18 protein-coding genes and 1 pseudogene are annotated in these 18821 nt (G+C 56.7%); 5 read left to right on the plus strand and 14 right to left on the minus strand.

The features are described 5' to 3' along the window. Window positions 1-57: 57 nt before the first annotated feature. The 3 genes from acuR to dsbG are packed head-to-tail and all read left to right on the plus strand — an operon-like array spanning window position 58 to window position 2480. The gene (gene acuR / locus WLO31_RS10015) at window positions 58-723 is read left to right on the plus strand and encodes an acrylate utilization transcriptional regulator AcuR (protein WP_435930297.1); all 666 of its coding nucleotides are present in this window, start codon (window positions 58-60) and stop codon (window positions 721-723) included. Continuing rightward, on the plus strand, window positions 720-1694 hold the full coding sequence (locus tag WLO31_RS10020) for an oxidoreductase (RefSeq protein ID WP_435930299.1): 975 nt from the start codon (window positions 720-722) through the stop codon (window positions 1692-1694). Before acuR ends, WLO31_RS10020 begins: the two co-directional genes overlap by 4 nt. Window positions 1695-1712: 18 nt before the next feature. Beyond that, window positions 1713-2480, plus strand: a complete 768-nt coding sequence (dsbG, locus tag WLO31_RS10025) for a thiol:disulfide interchange protein DsbG (RefSeq protein WP_435930300.1) — start codon at window positions 1713-1715, stop codon at window positions 2478-2480. Window positions 2481-2603: 123 nt separating this feature from the next. On the opposite strand, the gene WLO31_RS10030 is transcribed toward dsbG, so the two are convergent. The 11 genes from WLO31_RS10030 to WLO31_RS10080 all read right to left on the minus strand — a co-directional run bounded on the left by WLO31_RS10030 (window position 2604) and on the right by WLO31_RS10080 (window position 15010). After that, complete coding sequence (locus tag WLO31_RS10030; protein ID WP_435930301.1) at window positions 2604-3584, minus strand: zinc-dependent alcohol dehydrogenase family protein; 981 nt, start codon at window positions 3582-3584, stop codon at window positions 2604-2606. 48 nt (window positions 3585-3632) lie between these two features. Next, a complete protein-coding gene (locus WLO31_RS10035; RefSeq protein ID WP_435930302.1) occupies window positions 3633-5084 on the minus strand; it encodes a tagaturonate reductase in 1452 nt (483 codons plus the stop codon). A 115-nt stretch (window positions 5085-5199) separates the two neighbouring features. Then, complete coding sequence (locus WLO31_RS10040) at window positions 5200-5724, minus strand: GNAT family N-acetyltransferase (protein ID WP_435930303.1); 525 nt, start codon at window positions 5722-5724, stop codon at window positions 5200-5202. A gap of 114 nt (window positions 5725-5838) precedes the next feature. Continuing rightward, window positions 5839-6642, minus strand: a complete 804-nt coding sequence (gene yfaU, locus WLO31_RS10045) for a 2-keto-3-deoxy-L-rhamnonate aldolase (protein WP_435930305.1) — start codon at window positions 6640-6642, stop codon at window positions 5839-5841. A 15-nt stretch (window positions 6643-6657) separates the two neighbouring features. Then, window positions 6658-7944: an MFS transporter gene (locus WLO31_RS10050; RefSeq protein ID WP_435930306.1), complete on the minus strand. Its 1287-nt coding sequence runs from the start codon at window positions 7942-7944 to the stop codon at window positions 6658-6660. Between the two features lie 86 nt (window positions 7945-8030). Then, window positions 8031-9236: an L-rhamnonate dehydratase gene (gene rhmD, locus WLO31_RS10055; RefSeq protein ID WP_435930308.1), complete on the minus strand. Its 1206-nt coding sequence runs from the start codon at window positions 9234-9236 to the stop codon at window positions 8031-8033. A gap of 22 nt (window positions 9237-9258) precedes the next feature. Further along, complete coding sequence (locus WLO31_RS10060) at window positions 9259-10038, minus strand: IclR family transcriptional regulator (RefSeq protein ID WP_435930310.1); 780 nt, start codon at window positions 10036-10038, stop codon at window positions 9259-9261. Between the two features lie 207 nt (window positions 10039-10245). After that, a complete protein-coding gene (gene glsB, locus WLO31_RS10065) occupies window positions 10246-11172 on the minus strand; it encodes a glutaminase B (RefSeq protein WP_435930311.1) in 927 nt (308 codons plus the stop codon). Window positions 11173-11275: 103 nt separating this feature from the next. After that, a complete protein-coding gene (locus WLO31_RS10070) occupies window positions 11276-11782 on the minus strand; it encodes a DUF1003 domain-containing protein (protein ID WP_435930312.1) in 507 nt (168 codons plus the stop codon). Window positions 11783-11887: 105 nt separating this feature from the next. After that, a complete protein-coding gene (locus WLO31_RS10075) occupies window positions 11888-13510 on the minus strand; it encodes a methyl-accepting chemotaxis protein (protein WP_435930314.1) in 1623 nt (540 codons plus the stop codon). A gap of 108 nt (window positions 13511-13618) precedes the next feature. Next, a complete protein-coding gene (locus WLO31_RS10080) occupies window positions 13619-15010 on the minus strand; it encodes an aldehyde dehydrogenase family protein (protein WP_435930315.1) in 1392 nt (463 codons plus the stop codon). Between the two features lie 101 nt (window positions 15011-15111). Between WLO31_RS10080 and ptrR the strand changes: the two genes are divergently transcribed. Beyond that, window positions 15112-15978 (plus strand): putrescine utilization regulator PtrR, encoded by an 867-nt coding sequence (gene ptrR / locus WLO31_RS10085; RefSeq protein ID WP_435930316.1) that lies wholly within the window; start codon window positions 15112-15114, stop codon window positions 15976-15978. Window positions 15979-15985: 7 nt separating this feature from the next. Here the strand turns inward: ptrR and WLO31_RS10090 are convergent, their stop codons facing one another. After that, window positions 15986-16468: an AAA family ATPase gene (locus WLO31_RS10090; RefSeq protein WP_435930317.1), complete on the minus strand. Its 483-nt coding sequence runs from the start codon at window positions 16466-16468 to the stop codon at window positions 15986-15988. 179 nt (window positions 16469-16647) lie between these two features. Here WLO31_RS10090 and WLO31_RS10095 point away from each other — a divergent pair, with 179 nt between their 5' ends. Then, entirely contained in the window at window positions 16648-17592 is a 945-nt protein-coding gene (locus WLO31_RS10095; RefSeq protein ID WP_435930318.1) for an L-lactate dehydrogenase, read from the plus strand. An 86-nt stretch (window positions 17593-17678) separates the two neighbouring features. Here the strand turns inward: WLO31_RS10095 and WLO31_RS10100 are convergent. Continuing rightward, window positions 17679-17930 (minus strand): annotated as a pseudogene (locus tag WLO31_RS10100) (GNAT family N-acetyltransferase); the annotation flags it as partial. Window positions 17931-17981: 51 nt separating this feature from the next. Next, the gene (locus WLO31_RS10105; protein WP_435930319.1) at window positions 17982-18773 is read right to left on the minus strand and encodes a PhzF family phenazine biosynthesis protein; all 792 of its coding nucleotides are present in this window, start codon (window positions 18771-18773) and stop codon (window positions 17982-17984) included. Window positions 18774-18821: the final 48 nt, after the last annotated feature.

The raw sequence follows: 18821 nt of genomic DNA on the forward strand, positions 1-18821 counted from the left end.
CATCGGGCAAACAGGCATAGGGTAATGGCAATTAAAAAACGATCGGTCTAAATTCTTATGGCAGATGCTGAAGCGTTCAAATCCCGTCGGGGACGGCCCCCGAGAAGCGACAGAGCCTTTACGGATACCCGAGAAGCGCTGATCCGCGCCGGCGTGGCGATGGTCACCGAAAATGGTTTTCTCTCAACGGGTATTGATAGCCTCGTCAGAACGGTCGGCGTGCCGAAGGGCTCCTTCTATCATTATTTCGCCAACAAAGAAGCCTTTGGTCTGGCCGTGCTTGAAGCCTATCAGCGCTACTTCGCGCAAAAGCTGGATAAGCATCTCTTGAATAGCGACCTGCCAGCGCTGGCGCGCCTCGATGATTTTGTCCGTTCCGCCGGGGCGGGAATGGCCCGCTTTAACTTCACGAGGGGATGCCTGGTCGGCAATTTACTGCAGGAATCGCCTCTGCTGCCGGAGACTTTCGCCGATGTGCTTAAAACCATTCTGTTTGACTGGCAATCGCGTGTTGCCCGCTGCCTGCAGGAAGCCATTAACGACGGCGAGATACGGGACATGCGCCCTGCTCCCGAACTGGCAATGACCTTCTGGACCGGCTGGGAAGGCGCGGTCATGCGCGCGAAACTCTTCCACAGTACGGCGCCGCTGGATGATTTCTGGGCGTTTTTCAAACGCGCCCTGCAACCGACTATTTTTTGTGATTATGAGGAGAAACAATGAAAGCGATTGTGCTTGAAGAAGCTGAAGGTAAAACCCTGGCCTGCGTGAAGCAAATCAGTCTCCCTGCCGCCGCGCCTGACGAGGTGCTGGTTGATATCGACTGGTCCGGGCTGAACTACAAAGACGCCCTTGCTATCACGGGCAAAGGCAAAATTGTCCGCAGCTTCCCGATGGTGCCGGGGATTGATTTTGCAGGCGTGGTGAAGCGCAGCGAGGATGCGCGTTTCAGCGCGGGCCAGCAGGTTGTCTTAACCGGCTGGGGCGTGGGAGAAAACCACTGGGGCGGCCTGGCTGAACAGGCGCAGGTGAAGGGCGACTGGCTGGTGCCTCTTCCCGCAGGGTTAACCGCCCGTAAAGCGATGATTGTCGGTACCGCTGGCCTGACCGCCATGCTTTGCGTGATGGCGCTTGAAGATGCAGGCGTTACGCCAGCGGCGGGTGAAGTCGTGGTAACCGGCGCGAGCGGCGGCGTGGGCAGCACGGCGGTCGCTCTGCTCCATGCGCTTGGCTATCAGGTTGCTGCCGTCACGGGCCGCGAAAGCACACATGATTATCTGTTAAAGCTCGGCGCCGCTCGCGTTGTTCCCCGCAGCGATTTTGCGCAAACCCGCCCGCTGGAAAAACAGGTCTGGGCTGGCGCCATAGATACGGTTGGCGGCGCGGTGCTGGCAAAACTGTTAGCGCAAACAAACTATTCCGGCTGCGTGGCGGCCTGTGGCCTGGCCGGCGGTTTCGAGTTGCCGACCACCGTCATGCCGTTTATCTTGCGTAACGTTCGTTTGCAGGGCGTGGACTCGGTTAACGCGCCGTTTGCGCGTCGTACCGCCGCATGGGAACGGCTGGCGAAAGCGCTGCCGGAAAGCTTCTATCAGGTCGCAACAACGGAAATTACGCTTGAGGAAGCGCCAAAAGTCGCTGAAGCCTTCCTGCACAACGCGATCCAGGGACGAACGCTGGTCAAAATCCGCTAAACGAGATAAGGACGAGTAATGAAAAGTGCATCAAGCTGGGTTTTATCTTTCGCGCTTATCGCCAGCTCTTCTGTGCTGGCTGCTGAAGCTACGCTCCCTGCCCCAATTACAGCCCTGCAGAAGCAGGGATTTGAGCTGAAAGGTGAATTTAAAGCGCCCGGTAACCTGCAGGGTTACGCCATGCAGTACCAGGGGCAAGGCACCACCGTCTATCTGACGCCGGATAAGCAACATGCAATCATGGGTAATCTGGTCGATGCGTCCGGTAAGAACCTTAGCGATGAGCAGGTCGAAAAATGGGTTTACGCTCCGATGGCCAAAGAGATGTGGCAGAAGCTGGAGAAAAATCACTGGATAGCCGCCGGTAAAGCGGACGCGCCGCATATCGTTTATGCCTTCGCCGATCCCTACTGCCCGTACTGCACGCAGTTCTGGCAAAAAGCGCAGCCCTGGCTGACGTCAGACAAAGTACAGCTGCGCGTGCTGATGGTAGGCATGCTGCGCCCGGACAGCGCTCAGAAAGCCGCCGCCATCATGATGGCTGAAGATCCGGCAAAAACCCTCGCCGGTTATGAAAATAGCCAGGGGAAAATGGCGCTCAAAGCCCCGGCCAGCATCACACCGCAAATTACCGAAGCGCTGAAAAACAACCTTGCGCTGATGGATGAGCTGGGCGGTAGCGCCACTCCTTCTATCTATTACCTCAATAAAGAAGGCCGTCTCCAGCAGCATCAGGGGATGCCGGATGAGGAAACCCTGCAGGCGATCATGGGTGACAAACCGTAAAACAAAAGCGCCCTTTGGGCGCCAGGATTGAGGACGGCCACCCGAAAAGCGTAGTTTTCGGGTGGCCGGGATAAACCAGAAAATATAATTCTTTGTTTTTAAAAGGAACCTGCAAAGAAACTTTTAATAACCAGGAACTCTGCCAGCCATCTCAGCGCCCTTTGGGTGCGACATCATCAGCATCGGTTTGCTGCGCCGTCCGGATACGGCATATTCGGCTAAAGCCTCGCGCCAGTTTTCGAGCGGGAACAAGCGTACTTCCGGCAGCGTGCTGACCGCGAGCATAACCCACAGCTCAGTAAACCACTGCTGCCAGACTTCAGCCGCAGTGACGGCGAGCGTATCGCGTAAATGGAAGCGCTGCGGGTGAAGATAGCCGCCCGCCACCTTGTAAAGCTGGCCGCTGAGCAGGCCATATGAAATAAAATCCGCGCCCGGGCGCATAGCCTGCAACAGATCCGTCGCCAGCTCGCCGCCGACCGCGTCAAAGGCAATTTCAGCCTGCTGTGCGGCCTGACGCAACCCGCTTTTATCGTTGACGCTGACAGGAATAATCCCATCCTGTTCAGGCGCTGCGATTTGTTTATCCGAACGATAAACGCCAAAAACCGCTTTCGCTCCCTGACGCTTCGCCCATTGCGCCAGCAGCCCTGCGCAGGATGAGGTCGCGGCGGTGAGCAATACCGTTTTACCCTGCACCGGCCATTTTCTTAGCATCACGTAAGCCGCCAGCGGGTTGATATAGCCGCGCGCGGCAAGCACATCGGGGATGGAGTCAGGTACGGGCACCGCCCATTGCGGATCGCAGTCCAGCCAGCGCTGCCATGTCCCCTCGCCCCGCAAAGGCAAAACACGGCGCCCAATTAACGCCGGATTATCGGCCTCAGCCACCACGCCCATGCCTTCATAACCAGCCACGCGAGGAGGAACGACGCGGTGACGATAGGCGCCCGTTACGGGAATAAGATCGGAAGGATTTATGGGGGAATAACGCATTTGTACGCGAAGTTTGCCGGCGGCACGCGGCGCCAAAGAAGAGTGTTCCAGAGCCAGAACCTGTTCGGGCTGGCCGAATTCGTGGAACCAGAGAGCAGAATTATCCATGCATAAAGCGCCTGTAAACTGAATTACAGGCACTATAGCATGTAAAAATCAGCAGTAACGGCCCAGCGCGGCGCGCATGCCCTGGCTTTCAATCAACCGCAGATTTTCAGCAACCTGGTCGACTAAATTCACTACCTCAGTCAGATCCTGCCCCCAGTGTTCGCTGTCGCTTAACACCGTATGAACAAGCTGCCCGATATCAATTTGCCTGTCGCGCAGATTTGTCCAAAGCTCTTGATAGCGCACCAGCCAGCGCTCGTCGTCCTGCAACGGATAGCTTTCGCCGTTGCGCTCGCCCTGATAAAACGCGATCAGGGCCGCAAGAGCAAACGTCAGACGCGGCGGCAGCTCGCCGGTTGCCTCAAGCCCCGTCAGCAGCTGTGGCAGAATGCGCGTGCGGAATTTGGTCATGCCGTTTAGCGCGATGGATAACAACTGATGCTGAATATAGGGGTTACGGAAGCGGCCAGTCACGGCTTCAGCAAACGACAGCAGTTCATCCCGGGGCAAATCCAGCGCCGGAACGATCTCTTCGGCGATGGTTTTCTCCACAAAGCGGCAAACGTCAGCATCGCTCATGGCTTCGCCAACGGTGTTCAGCCCCGCAAGCCAGGCAACGGGCACCAGAGCGGTATGGACGCCGTTCAGGATAGCTACCTTACGTGCTTTATAAGGCCTGATATCATCAACGATCGTCACATTAAGCGGATACCGATCCAGACGTAACTCTTTTGCAAGCCAGGCCGGCCCCTGAATCACAAACAGGTAGAAGTGCTCCGCGGTATCCATAAAAGCATCTTTATAACCAAGCTGCGCTTCAATAGCGGCGGCTTCGTCGCGCGGATAACCGGTAACGATGCGGTCCACAAGCGTGGAACAGAAGGTGTTTGCTTCCTGCAGCCATTTGCTGAAGGCGACCGGCAGCGCCCACTCCTGCGCATAGCGCAACACCAGCTCCAGCAATGCCGCGCCGTTGTAATCAATCAGTTCGCAGGGAAGGATTACCCAGCCTTTATCCGCCGCGCCGTCAAAATGGCTGAACCGTTCGAACAGCAAACGGGTCAGTTTTGCCGGATAGCTTACCGCTGGCGCATCTTCAAACTTATCCCCCGCGTGGTAGCTGATGCCCGCTTCGGTCGTGTTCGAAAATACGAAGCGCATATCCGGGTTATGCGCGAGCTTCAGGAACGCCTCGTAATCCTGATAAACGTTAATTTCACGGTTTACCGAGCGGATAAGGCGCGCGTCGCTGACGGCTTTCCCCTGCTCGTTAAGACCGCGGATCACCGTAGTATATAGCCCGTCCTGGGTTGTCAGCGACGGCGGAAACGCGCTGTCTATCGGGCGCACTATCACCACGCCTGCATTAAGATCCGTGTGTTCATTGAGCAAATCTATCTGCCAGTCGATGAAGGCGCGTAAAAAGTTGCCTTCGCCAAACTGGATAATGCGGTCGGGATAGCGGGCACCGGGAAAATCATGACGATTAAGCGTTTTCACTATGTTATTCCTTGGCAAGAATCAGATTATCGAACAGAAATATTCCGTTCAAGCTAGCAGAATCCGTCAAAGTAAAACCCGGTTTTGATCAATATAAGTTGTTATACCAATTAATTCAGAGGTGCTTGTAGTAGAAAGTGGTCGCACAAGGCTCGCCGTCAGGCATCAGCGCATATGCAGGGATTTCCCCCGCCCGTTGCCAGCCGCTATTTTGGTAGAACAACTCTGCGCTGCTGCCGGTTGCGGTATCCAGCACCAGCACGGTTTTCCCGGCCTGTAACGCGACAGCTTCTAACTGTTGCATCAGGCGTTGTGCGGCACCACGACGCCTGGCGCGCGGGTGAACCAGCAGTTTCGCCACGTCAGCACGGTGAGGCTGGTTTTCCGGTTGGTCGATAATCAACTGCACGGTGCCCACGATCTGCTGGCGTTCATCTTCCGCGACCAGCACCACGCGCTCCCGGTTCGCCACGCCATGGGCAACGCCCTGCCAGAAGGCAGTTGCTTTCCCGATGGATAACGGGTGCATAAAGCTTACCGACGCGCCGTCCGCTACGCAGTCGATCAGCACTTCATTAAGCTCCGTAAGGGAAGATTCAATATCAGAAAAGGAGAGTACGCGAATGAGAAGATCGGTCATCTTAATTAATCCTGGACAAGAGGTGTCGAGTAATCTGGGTGAAGCGAGGGAAAGCGTCAATAAGGCGCGTCAGAGGAAATGCTTATAGGCTCATCCCTGAGCCTGCCTGCACAATCAGTAACTGTTTTTTTGCCTGGCTGTCAGAGACGCCTCTTTAAACATGGCAAGCCGCGCGTCCAGCACCTGGGTATAAAGCATGGTATCGACGCCGACTGCGACAAAGTTAGCCCCCCACGCAATGCACTTACGCGCCATCTCCGGCGACACGGCAAGAAAGCCTGCGGCTTTCCCGGCGGCCCGGATGCGACGAATGCTTTGTTCAATAATACGCTGCACCTCGGGATGATCCGCGTTGTCCGGATAACCAAGCGACGCGGACAGATCCGCAGGCCCGATAAATATCCCGTCGATCCCGTCAATCTCAAGCAGCGCGTCCAGATTATCCAGCGCGAGTTTACTTTCGGCCTGAATCAACACGCACAGCTCGTCGTTTGCCTGCGCCATATAGTTCTCTACGCGCCCCCAGCGCGCGGCACGTGCGACGCTTGCCCCTACGCCTCTCGTGCCCGTCGGCGGATAGCGCGTAGCGCTGACAATCTCACGCGCCTGCCCCGGCGTGTCTACCATCGGGATCAGCAGCGTGCGCGCCCCGATATCCAGCATCTGTTTTATAATGCTTTTCTGTCCTTCAACCGGCCTGATAACCGGCTGACTGCTGTAGGCCGCAATGGCCTGCAGCTGGTGGTAGAGATCCTGTACGGTGTTCGGCGCATGTTCGCCATCGATCAACAGCCAGTCATAACCCGACGTCGCCGCAATTTCTGCCAGATAGGAAGAGGTGCTGCTCAGCCATAATCCGATCTGCACCTCACCGTTGAGTAATCCTTGCCTGAAGGCGTTGGATAAAATTGTATTCATAGAAATCCTTATGCGTTAAGAGCGCTGCGGGCTGGTAAGCGGCGTCTGCTTAGCCACGCGCAGCGTGAAAATAATCAAAGAGCCAATAATGGCGATCCCGGCCAGCGCGAGCAGCCCTGCCGCATGGCTGGCAAAAACGGTTTCAGCTTTCACGCGGATAAGCGGTGCCAGGAAGCCGCCAACCGCCCCGAACAGGTTCACAAAGCCGATACCCGCCGCAAGCGCGGTGCCGGAGAGCAGCTGCGTTGGCATCGTCCAGAACACGGGCTGTACGGCGATAAAACCAACGGCCGCCACGCAAAGCGCAACAATCGCCAGAACCGGACTCACCAGGCCTGAAACGCCGATCCCGATTCCTGCGGCAAGCAGCGTCAGAGCGGCAACGTTGCGGCGATCGCCCGTTCTGTCGGAATAGCGTGGGATATACCAGGTGCCAAACAGCGCCGCTATCCACGGGATCGCGGTAACCAGCGAGGCGGTAAAGCCCACTTTCGTTCCCATCAGTTCCGCGACCTGGGTTGGCAGGAAGAAAATCAGCCCGTATACCGCAATCTGAATCGTCATATAGATAATCGCCAGCTGCCAGACACGGCCATTGCTGAGGGCATCCCTGAAGCGTGAGGCCGTTTTCTTCTCGTCTTCGCCAGCCAGCTGCGCCAGCAGCACCCGTTTCTCTTCATCCGTCAGAAAACGGGCTTTCTCAGGCGTATCGTCGAGATAGAAGAAGGTAAAGGCCCCGGCAGCTACCGCCAGCAAGCCTTCGATAAGGAACATCCAGTACCAGCCGGGACTGCCCATAAAGCCGTGCATTTCAAGTAACGCCCCTGACAGCGGCGAGCCGAGCGTTAAGGCCAGCGGTGCGCCCATATAAAACAGGCCCATAACGGCGGCGCGATTGCGTTGCGGGAACCACTGCGAGGTGAGGTAAATCATCCCGGGGAAGAAACCGGCTTCGGCAGCGCCTAACAGTGTGCGCACAACAAGGAACTTCGCTTCTGTGTCGGCATACGCCATGGCCGCAGACAGTATTCCCCACAGCAAGGTCGTGCCGCCAATCCATCTGCGGGCGCCCCATTTACGCATCAGCAGGTTTGCGGGCACGCCCAGCAAGGCATAGACCACAAAGAATATCCCTGCGCCCAGCGCGTAGGCTTCGTTACTCAGCCCGGTGTCGATCTGGTAAGTCTCTTTGGCAAAGCCGATATTCGAACGATCGAGAAACGCCAGAATATACAGCGCCAGCATAAACGGGATCAGACGTAGGCGGTTCTTTTTCACTGCACTGTTCAGAACGGGATCCATAGCAGTTACCCTCATTAAAGCCGCAAAAAGGTTACAACGTCACGATTACTGAAGGAGTTCAGCCTGCTAAACGTGACGTCGGTTAATTAATGGTGATAAGGACGTTTCAGGTTCAGATCCCGGTTCAGCTCTACCCCAAAGCCCGGTTTATCCAGCACGGATTTATGCATGCGCCCGTTAACCGGCACAGGTTCATCAATCAGGATCGGGTCAAACTGCGGGCGCATCGTTGAGCAGTCCGGGCTGGTCATCAGGAATTCGCTGAAAGGCGTATTGGTGAAGGTGATCACCGCGTGATGGGAGTAGATCGAAGAGCCATGCGGCACCACAAGCTGCCCGCGCGATTTGGCGATAGCGGCAATTTCCACAAGCGTCGTCAGACCGCCGCACCAGCCAACGTCCGGCTGCATGATATCGATGCCGGTTTCCGCCAGGGTACGGAATGACTGGAGCGTGCCGTGATGTTCTCCGCTGGTGATCATCATTCCCGCAGGCGCATTGCGTTTAAGTTCGCGGTAGCCTTCATACTGCTGCGGCGGTAGACACTCCTCCAGCCACTTCAGGTTGTACGGCGCGCAGGCATGGGCAAGCCTGATGGCGTAGTTAACGTCCTGGCTCATCCAGCAGTCGAGCATCAGCCAGAAATCCGGGCCGCATTTTTCGCGGTATTCCGCCACCATCGCCGCATCTTTACGGATCCCCGCATCGCCATCATGCGGCCCCCAGTGCGTCGGCATTTTTCCGCCGATAAAGCCCATTTCTCTGGCAAGATCCGGACGCGCGCCGGTCGCATAGAATTGGATCTCATCGCGCACCGCGCCGCCAAGCAGTTTGTAGACCGGCAGGCCAACAACCTTGCCAAACAGATCCCACAGCGCCAGATCGACGCAGGAGATAGTGTTCATCACCAGGCCGCCGGAGCCGGAGTAATACAGCGTAGCGCCCAGCATCTGATCATGGATCAGCTTGATATCGCTGACGCATTTGCCCTCAATAAAGCGGTTAAGGTGCTTCTCAACGATAAAGCAGCCCATTTCGCCGGCGGTGGATACCGCAAAACCCGTCTGGCCATTATCGGCCTCAACCTCAACCACCAACGTCCCCAGCACGTTAATCCCGAAAGACTGACGCGACTGCTCGTACTGCTGATATTTACTCATTGGCGTAGCGATGTGATCGTCAATCCAGTGCTGATTACCCTGGTCGTGGTAATCCGCCCCGCCGCTGCCTTTCTCGGCTGTTGCACCGCCCAGATACCAGGCGCGGACTTGTTTTATTTTAGGTAGGGTCATCGGCTGCTCTCCTCAGTAATAGTTATGATGCTTTCAGGTCGAAAGGGCTTCGCCAGCCGAGCAGACGGGAAATCTCTTTCGCGCAGGCAAGTGTCTGGCTGGCAATCAGGTCACGATTGTCATCGTTGATTTGTAATCGGGTGCCCACCACGGAAATCGCGGCGGTAAGAGCGTTGCCTCCGTTAAATATCGGGGCGGCGACACAGCGCACATCGGGGTAATCCTCTCCGTGGTCATAGCTCCAGCCCTGACGGCGAATTTTGCTGATTTCCTCCGCCATACGTTCGGGGGTGGTAATCGAGGTTGGCGTTCTGGGGCTGTAGTCCAGACCGGCGAGAATAGCTTCGCGCTGCGGCGACGGCTGCCAGGCCAGCAGGCATTTACCGATGCCGGAGCGGCTAAGCGACAGGCTCTTCCCTTCATGCGAGCGCACGCTGATGGTGGCGGAGGATTCGATTTTGAGAATGTAGTAGGCGTTTCCGTTATCAATAATGCCGAGATGGCAAAGCAGCCCGGTCTGCTCCATCAGCTGAGTAAGGCGTTTGCGGGCAATATCGCGCAGGTCGATTTTGCTCAGCGCGTGGCCCGCCAGCTCCACCAGTTTGGTCCACAGACAGTAGTTATCCTGCGCGTCCACCGTCACAAAGCGATGCTTTCTGAGTTCGGCAAGCAGCAGGTAGAGCGTACTTTTTGGGATCCCCAGCTCGCTGATAAGGACTGCCGCGCTGGATGGCCCCCGTCGCGCGATGAAATTCATGATCTCGATGGCCCGCGTCAGGGCGGGCACTTTGGTTGATTCCATTAGATTGGACTCCGGTCTCGTCTGATGGAAACAAGTGTGGCGGCGGCGACAGGATGCTTATGTGAGGCGCGTCAAACTTCGCCGCTCTGTCGCCCTGTAAGAATTTTTGGCATGGAGAAATGTGATAAAACGCGCAGATTTTTTCGCGAGGAGTACAACAGGTTGTACTGAGCCGTTGGTTTACAGGAGATCTACCCCTGCTTGCGGTTAAAAAATAGACCGGCCAATACGCTGAGCCAGAATCTCCAGCGCGGCCGTGCCCGCCAGCGAGTTACCCGAGGCATCCAGCTCCGGGCTCCAGACGGCGATCGACATCTCGTGCGGCACGATGGCGACGATCCCGCCGCCCACGCCCGATTTTCCCGGCATGCCAACGCGGTAAGCGAATTCGCCCGCGCCGTCGTACATGCCGCTCGTCACCATCAGGGCATTTATCTGGCGCGTTTGCCGGGCGCTGATCACCGGTTCAGCCAGCTGCGGCGAGCGTCCCTGATTCGCCAGAAAAAGAAACGCTTTCGCCAGCTCAAGGCAGCTCATTTTTAACGAGCAGTAATGGAAATAGTTCTGCAGCACGGTGGTGACGTCGTTATCAAAGTTACCGAATGACTTCATCAGCCAGGCAATGGCCGCGTTGCGGGCGGAGTGTTCGAACTCCGATTTTGCCACCCGCGTATCGTAAGCGAGATCGTTGATACCGGCGAGCTGGCGCACCACCTCAAGCATACGCTGCCGCGGCGCGCTCAGACGTGTTTGCAACATGTCGCATACCACCAGCGCTCCGGCATTGATAAACGGGTTGCGGGGCTTGCCCTGTTCGAGTTCGAGCTGCAGCAGAGAGTTGAAGGGCTGACCGGAAGGCTCTTTTCCTACCCGCCGCCAGATTTCAGCCTCTTCATAGCGGCCCATGGCGAGCGCAAGGCTAAGCACTTTGGATATCGACTGAATGGAAAAACGCTCCTGCGCATCGCCCGCGCTGAAAAGCTCGCCGTCTACGGTGCAGATCGCGATGCCTAACTTATCGGCGGGGACTTCCGCAAGCGCAGGGATATAATCTGCAACCTTTCCCTGCCCTGTAAGCGGCCTGACCTGCGCCAGAATCTCTTCCAGCAACTGATTATCTGGCAAACCGGGCACCCTGAACTCCTGACCGACGGGAAATTAACGTCCGGCAGTATATCAGAAGGTTATCTTTTCCGCAGGCAGGAGAAAATGCACAGGGTGCTGGAGTGAGAATTACTCAGGTGTTATTGGCCGTCGGGGGACGAAATTTTTTCAACTCTTCAAGCAGTTCGTTAACGGTATTTTTCAGCTCGGCGATATCTTTATCCTTCATCATATCGACTTTTTCATGCAGCGCATAAAGCTCAAGATCGGTTTTCACGTTAACGTTGGACTCAATTTCAGCCCGGCGGCTGTCGTTCATATTCTGCCGTTTCTGGCTCATCATAATGGCAGGCGCGGTATAAGCCGCCTGGAAAGAGAGAAACAGATTTAATAAAACGAACGGGTAAGGATCGAATCCCGATTTCCGGGAGAAGAGGTTATAGGTGGTCCAGACAATAATAATGGCGGACTGCGCCAGGATAAATGTCCAGGTGGCAATGCCGCCCGTTATCACATCCGCCATTCGTTGCCCAAACGTAGTTTCCGGCTCACATTCTGTAGGGTCGGCCAGCAGTTCCTCATGCTCCTGCTTGCTTTGCCTGCGTAATTCATTGAGTTGACGACGTGATTCGCTGTCCATGATGGTGCATTCGCAACAAAGAAAAGGTGAGTAAAGTTTGGTATAAAAACCGAGAAAACAGTAGGAATACGGCGCCCAGACGCCGTTAATATCCTCGCTAAAGTTTTACAAGGTGTAACCGTGTTCCGGCGGCAGTTGAAAACGCGCCACCGCGCTTTCCAGGCGGGAAGATTCGTCGCGCAGCAGCCTTGATGAGCCCGAAGTTTCGCGGATCAGCTGATTCGTCCGGGTCGCCACCTCATTGAGCGTGGCAATGCGTTTCGTCACGTGTTGTACGCTCTCGCCCTGGTTGAGCGTGGCCGCAGAGATTTCACTTAGCAGGCCGCTGAGTTTACTCACCACGGCGATGACGTTCTGCAGGCTCGTTTCAAGCACCGTCACCGCGTTTGAACCCTGTTCAATACCCTGCACAGAATTGTTGATAAGGGTTTTAATACCGTGCGTGGACCGGCTGCTTTTCTGCGCCAGCAGCCCCACTTCTTTTGCCACCACCGCAAATCCTCGCCCATGGTTGCCCGCGTGCGCCGCTTCAATGGCGGCGTTGAGCGCCAGAATATTGGTCTGAAACGCCACGCTGTCAATAATGGCGACAATGCCGCGCATCTCGGCGGATTGCGTAACGATATCCTGCATGGAAAGGTTCACCCTGTGCATCATCTGGTCGCCCCCGGCGGCGATTTCACGGGCCTCGTCGACGCGAAGCTTAGCCAGTTTTGCATAATCGCCGTTCTCTTTGACGCGGGAACCCAGCTCCGTGATGTGGCCTGTCACTCCCTGTAACGCTTGTTCCTGCTGCGCCGACTGGCTGAAAAGCAGCTGATTGCCTTCCGCCAGCCGATTGACGTTCAGCGCCATCGTTGCCGCCGCGTCACGCACTTCCTGAACCAGAGTCTGTAACCCGTGCTGCATCGCCGCCACGCTGCCGCTCAGCTGATTCACCTCCCGGTTCATATGGCTACCTGCAGGCGGCAGACGCGAAAGATCGCCTGCGGCAAGCACGTCAATATGAGCGATTACGCTTCTGAGCGGCCCGATAACCCAGCGCGTCACGGCCAGCCAGACGGCGACGGCCACCAGCGCTAACACCCCCAGCATCGCGATAAACATATTTTGCGCACGGCTGAGGCTGCTCAGCAGCGAGCCGCTGGCATCGCGGGTTTGTTGCTCATTCTCCTTCTGGAAACCGGCATAGCTATCGTTAAAGGCGCTTTGAAACGCCTGCACCGGCACGGCGAAAAATGCATCGATGGTGCTGCTTTGCGCCAGGCCGTCCGCCTGCTCTTTCAGTCCGTCAAAAAACAGCTTATAGCTGCTGACCAGCGCTTCGCTGTGCTCCCGCTCTTGCTGGCTGTTAGCGAGGCGTAGCCGTTGATAGCTTTCAAAATCGGCAAGGGACGCCTTAAGCGCTGCCTGCGACTCATCCAGCAGGCTGTTCCAGCTTCCTACCGATCCCGTTTCTTTATCCTGCAGGAAGTAGATGCCCGCCCGGTTTAACAGATCGCTTGCCATAAGCAACGAGCTGCGCGCTTTGTCCATAAACATCTGCTGTTCGTGCCGCCGATCGCTCGCGAGGAGATCGCGTCGGGTATCGTGCAAAATGGAGGAAAGCAGAAGGGTTGACACGATCTGTAAAACGCAGAACAGCGCTATCACGCAGACAGCGCCGCTCAGTAAGCCAAACGAACGGCGAGGCGCCTTCCATGAGCTGAAAATTTGTCTTATGTTCATGATTTTCTTTGGTAACACCAGGAATAAGCCGAGTGTACCGGGCGAAAATGACAGAACTATTTCAGATTTGTGAACGGCTTAACGGCCGCGCCATCCGCCAGGCTGCTGCTAGCGACGATCCTTCCACACGGTCTGCACATTGCAGAACTCATGCAGGCCAAAGCGGGAAAGCTCCCGCCCGAAGCCGCTTTTCTTTACGCCGCCAAACGCCACGCGCGGATCGCTTGCGCTGTAGCCGTTGATAAATACGCCGCCGCACTCCAGACGGGAAGCCATCCTGCAGGCAAGGTTCTGGTCGGCGGTAAACAGCGTGGCGGAAAGGCCGAAGTCGCTGTCGTTTGCCAGCTCAAGCGCGTGCTCCGCGTCGCGTGCCACGGTAATCGCCGCCACCGGGCCGAACAGCTCCTGACGGAAAGCCGTCATTGCCGGCGTTACGTTGCCCAGCACGGTCGGGGCATAATAATTGCCTTCGCCTGACAGTTTCTCGCCGCCCAGCAGCAGCGTAGCGCCCTCATTAAGTGACGTTGTAACTTGCTCGTGGAGTTCATCACGCAGATCGTAACGCGCCATTGGCCCGAGCTGGGTCGCCTCAAGGGTGGGATCTCCGGTCTGCATTCGCTGCGCGGCTGCAAGAAACTTCTCTGTAAAGGCTGCGGCAATGCCCTCCTCAACGATAAATCGTTTTGCCGCCGCGCATACCTGGCCGGTATTCTGAAAGCGCCCTGCCGCCGCCGCTTTGACCGCTTCATCAAGATCCGCGTCATTGAGGACGATAAACGGATCGGAACCGCCAAGCTCAAGCACGCACTTTTTAAGCGCCGCTCCGGCCTGGGCGCCAATCGCGGCGCCCGCTCGCCCGCTGCCGGTCACGGTAATTGCGGCAATACGGGAGTCTTTTATCGCGCGGCTCACGCCTGCCGGCGTCACGTTTATCACTTCAAACAGGCTTGCGGGGAAATCAGCTTTGATAAACAGCGCTTCAATAAGCAGTGCGCAACCCATTACGTTCGGCGCAGGCTTCAGCACGTAACTGTTGCCTGCCAGCAGGACAGGCACCGCACCGCGCAGCACCTGCCACAGCGGGAAGTTCCAGGGCATTACCGCCAGCACCGGACCCAGCGGGCGGTATTCAATCACCGCTTTGTGCTCTTCAACCTGCGTAGTTTCGGCGCTCAGCATCGCCGGGCCATGTTCAGCGTACCAGTCGCACAGGCTGGCTGACTTTGCGACTTCTGCCCGCGCCTGAACAATCGGTTTGCCCATTTCAGCGGTAATCATCTGCGCCATCGGTTCGGCGCTATCGCGCAGCGCTGCGGCCAGAGCCCTGAGCTTTTGCGCCCGCTGCATGACGCAGACCTGCCGCCAGGCTACAAAAGCGCCGTGGTTTGTCGCCAGCGCCGCATCAAGCTGAGCGTCGGATTCATAAGGATAAGCGGCAAGCCGTTGCCCGTTTGCCGGGTTTAAAGAAATCGCGTGGGTTTGCGTCGTAACAGAATGCATGTTGTCGCCTCATAGTCTGAATAACGCTTACCTTACGCTTGAGAAGCGCTGCTGAAAAATGAATAATTGTGAGTCAGTTATTCATGAAATGAGAATGAAGCATGGATCTTGTGCAGCTTGAAATGTTTACCGCCGTAGCGGAGACCGGCAGCATCAACGCCGCCGCGCAGAAGGTGCATCGCGTGCCCTCTAACCTCACCACGCGTATTAAGCAGCTTGAGGCGGATCTCGGCGTCGATCTCTTTATCCGTGAAAATCAGCGACTGAAACTCGCCCCTGCCGGGCACAGTTTTTTGCAATACAGCAAACGCATCCTTGCGCTGGTGGACGAGGCGAGAACGGTGGTTTCAGGCAACGAGCCGCAGGGCCTGCTGGCGCTGGGTTCGCTGGAAAGCACCGCCGCCGTGCGCATCCCTGGCCTGCTGGCGACGTTTAATCAAAAGTATCCAAAGATACAGCTTTCGCTTGCTACCGGGCCGTCCGGCGACCAGATAGACGGCGTGCTGGAAGGAAAACTGTCCGCCGCTTTCGTCGATGGCCCGGTGTTGCATCCTGCGCTAGAGGGCCTGGCCGTGTATGAAGAAGAAATGGTGATTGTGGCGCCTGCCGATAGCGCGCCGGTAACGCATGCGCAGCAGGTTAACGGAGCAAACATCTACGCTTTCCGGGCGAACTGCTCGTACCGCCGCCATTTTGAGAGCTGGTTCCATCACGGCCAGGCGATACCGGGGAAAATTCATGAAATGGAGTCCTACCACGGTATGCTGGCCTGCGTTATTGCCGGAGCGGGGTTGGCTTTAATGCCGCGCAGCATGCTGGAAAGCATGCCCGGCAGCCATCAGGCGAGCGCCTGGCCGCTACCGCCGGACTGGCGCTACCTGAACACCTGGCTTATCTGGCGCAAAGACGCGAAGACTCGCCAGCTTGAGGCCTTTATAGCGATGCTTGCACCTTTGTCGTTGCCTTAGCTTGCGTTTAAGCCGCCTGATAGCGGAAAATTTTTAGCCCTTCGCTCTCATCGGGCGCAATAAAGAAGGAGGCGATCTGCGCAAACTCCGCCTCGCTCAGCGTATAAGGATGCTCTCCCTGCTGATTGCGAAAGTTAATTCGCTGTAGGCACAGCGAATCTGCCGCATCCAGCCAGTGCAGTTCAGCCTCCACGCGGGCCTGTTCAGCCAGGCTTTTTGCCCAGCCGCGAACGGCTGGCGTATTGCCGGGAAAATCCAGCGTAACGCTCATGCCCTGGCGCAGTAATTCAACGATATGCGGCCCGACGGCAGTTTTTAACCGCGCAGCGTTACGTACATAGTCAGCAAGCGTTTTCTGTTCATCCTGATAAAGCGCGCTAAGCCAGCGGTCTTCACTGATAAGCAGGCGACCTTCGCGCTGCGCCAGTTCAGCCGCAAGCGTTGACTTGCCCGCCCCTGCCTTTCCACAAAGTAACTGAAGTGCAGCCATGTGCTTTCCTTTTGTCTGAACGCTTATTCGAGCCGGTCCGGGTGCCGCTTGTAAAAATAAATGTTCCTCAGCCTGACGCCTTCGCCATTTTTTGCCGCTATAAGGAAAACTGATTTTTTCCTGCGGCCTTGTGGGTGTACCTTACTTACCAGTCAGACGACAACCTTATCCGGACAAATATGAATACCAAAGCCCGTAAAGTGATGATCATCGGCACAGGAAACGTCGGCGCTTCCGCGGCCTATGCGCTGTTAAACCAGAATATCTGTGAAGAGCTTATTCTGGTGGACCTGGACCGGGAGCGCGTTGAAGGCCACTGCCAGGATTTGTCGGATGCCGCAGCCTTTATGCCGGGCATGATGAAAATCAGCGTCCGTGAAGCCCGCGACTGCGCGGATGTGGATATCGCCGTCATCGCTGTTTCAGGCGGCGCATTAAAGCCCGGGCAGACCCGCCTGGATGAGCTCACCGGCACCGCCGGCATCGTGACGAAGATCGTCCCGGCTATGATGGACAATGGATTCAACGGTATTTTTCTGGTTGCCACTAACCCCTGCGACATCATCACTTACCAGGTGTGGAAACTCTCGGGTTTACCGCGCAACCAGGTGATGGGCACCGGCGTCTGGCTGGATACCACTCGTTTGCGCCGCACGCTTGCCGAGGCGCTGGATATCGGCGCGCAAAGCATCGATGCGTTTATCCTTGGCGAACATGGCGATACCCAGTTCCCGGTCTGGTCGCATTCGTCGGTTTTCGGCTCGCCGCTTGCCGGAGTCTATCAACGCAAAACGGGTCAAGCGCTGGACATGGCAGCGCTTGCCGGGAAGATCCGCACGCTTGGTTTCGAGATCTACAGCCGCAAAGGCTGCACCGAATATGGCGTCGCTGCCACTATCGCTGAGATCTGCCGCAATATCTTCACCGGCAGCCACCGCGCGCTGGCGATATCCTGCATTCTGGACGGGGAATATGGCGAGTCGGATATTGCCATTGGCGTACCTGCGGTACTGGCGCAAAGCGGCGTACAGCAGGTGATAGAACTGGAACTCAGTCCCGAAGAGAAGGTCAACTTCTCCCGTTCGGTTGCGGTGATCAAAGCTAATATTCAGCGCTTGCCTTAGAGCGCCTGGCCGTAGTGAAGGCGATATGCCGCATCTGAGGCGGCAGGAAGGGCCGTTTCATTCGCTAATCAGGCGCTTCACCTGAGTCACTGCGGCAGGGGCTTTGCCATAAACAGGCTTAACGGATCTGGCTTATAAGGCGCAAAGGCCTCAACTGGCTGATAACCCTGGCGCTGATAAAGGGTTATCGCGCCATGCTGCTTAATCCGTGTTTCCAGACGAAGTAAGCGGCAAGAGCGTCCAGGAGCCGCTTGCTCAAGCGCCGCCAGGAGTTTTTCGCCGAGGCGCTGCCCGCGATGCCGCTCATCGATACAGATGCGTTTGACTTCACCTGCCCCACCGCAACGCCAGCCCGTTCCCTTATCACCATAAAAATCAACGAAACGTCATCAGCGCAGCAGCACCTTACCTATCAGATAGGTCGCGGCCTTCCCGCCGATAAGCACACGATCGCCTGCCAGCTGGCAACGTAAATCGCCGCCGCGCCCGGATACCTGACGGGCGAACATCTGCGTTTTGCCTAGTTTCTCAGCCCAGTAAGGGATGAGCATGCTGTGCGCCGATCCGGTGACCGGATCTTCCGGCACCGCCTCACCCGGACAGAAGAAACGGCTGACAAAATCATATTCGCCTTCGCCGGGCGCGGTGATGCAGACCATTTTTTCCAGCGGGATCATGGCGTTGATCTCTGCGCGAACCGCCTCAACCTGCCGCTGAGTTTCCAGCACGACCATGTAATCGCGCGCCACGCGCACTTCTTTGCATTCGCTGATGCCCAGCGTCTCCAGCAGCAGCGGCAGCGGCATTACCGGTTCGGTGTCCCACGCCGGGAAGTCGAGCGTCAGCCACTCGCCGTTGCGGGTAACGCTAAGCGGACCGACAAAACGGGTGGTGAAATGGATCGTCGCCTCGGGATAAGCGAAATATTCAAAGATAACGTGCGCTGCGGCGAGAGTCGCATGGCCGCACAGGTTGATTTCCCCCTGGGTGGTGAACCAGCGCAGCTCAAACCCCTCGTCCGTGGTGACAAAGAAAGCCGTTTCCGACTGATTATGCTGTTTGGCCATCTTCAGTAGGGTGGCGTCCGGCAGCCATTCCGTGAGCGGGCACACGGCCGCGGCATTGCCGCCGAAAGTGGTATCCGCAAAGGCGTCTACCATATAAAAGTCAACTGGTTGCATAGCATAAACCTCATATTGTTATGGGGGAGCGCATGATGTCTACCATGC

Source organism: Dryocola sharpae, assembly GCF_051307055.1.
In the GTDB taxonomy this organism is placed as follows: domain Bacteria; phylum Pseudomonadota; class Gammaproteobacteria; order Enterobacterales; family Enterobacteriaceae; genus Dryocola.